Source organism: Nocardioides sp. P5_C9_2, assembly GCF_054049555.1.
Window position 1 is genome coordinate 1 of the sequence record NZ_JBFUMD010000739.1, and the last position, 1077, is coordinate 1077.

Sequence of the window (1077 nt, forward strand, 5' to 3'; positions counted from 1 at the left end):
GGCCCTCCCGGACGGCGACTACCTGATCTCGGTGCTGGCCGACGGCTACAAGCTCGACGGCGCCCACTTCACCATGCCGCTGACCGACAGCCCGGTGTCGGTGGAGCTGCAGCCGATGCCGCTGCCCGACTCCACCGTGAAGGGCCAGGTCTTCGCCGACATGGCGCCCACCAACGGTGCCTACGACGCCGGCGACCAGCCGCTCCAGGGCTTCCAGGGGCACCTCAACGACCTGCTCGGCGAGGTCACGACCGACGTGTACGGCAACCCGGTCTGCACGACGTAYGTCGGCGAGGACCCGGTCACCCACGAGATCCCGCTGGCGGACCTCGACGCCGAGATGCTGCCGGTGGTCGACACCGTCGGCGGCCGGTGCCTGAGCGACGCCGACGGCATCGTGACGTTCCCGCACATGGGGACCAACCGCTACACCCAGTTCGTCACCCCGCCCGACGGCCAGCGCTGGATCCAGACCACGACCCTCGAGGGCAACCACGACTGGGACAGCTGGGTGATGGAGGGCTCCACCGGGTTCGACACGGAGTTCACCCTCGCCGGGGAGGCGGTCCCCACACCGATGTTCGGCTTCGCGCAGCCGACGAAGAACGGGCAGCCGCTCAGCGGCACCGCGTCCGGTCACATCACCGGCCAGGTCATGCGGACGCTGCACTACGTCCCCCCGAAGGGCGGCATCTTCGACCTCTACAACGGCTTCACCGGCACCAAGGTGCAGCGACCGATCACCGACGGGTGGCTCGCCCTGGCCGACCTCAACGACGGCGACCAGGCGGTCTGGGTCGGCCAGGCCGGCACCGACGGGAAGTTCGACATCGCCGGGGTGCCCGACGGCGAGTACCTCCTGACCTGGTGGGACGAGGCCCAGAACAACCTCCTGGCGCTGCAGAACGTGACCGTGGTCAACGGCCAGACCGAGGCGCTCGGCACCCTGCCGATGACCGGCTGGTGGACCGAGTACTCGGGCTACGTGTTCAACGACAAGAACCGCAACGGGGTGCGCGAGGCCGGTGAGAACGGCATCCCCAACTTCACGCTCACCATGCGCAAGCGGGACAACTC

The 1077-nt window shown here is 69.0% G+C and carries 1 protein-coding gene; it reads left to right on the plus strand.

Annotated elements, in window-relative coordinates; translation table 11 throughout:
* Nucleotides 1–1077 (plus strand): hypothetical protein (locus ACXJKL_RS21415; protein ID WP_457209007.1); only part of this gene is annotated, 1077 nt, incomplete at both ends.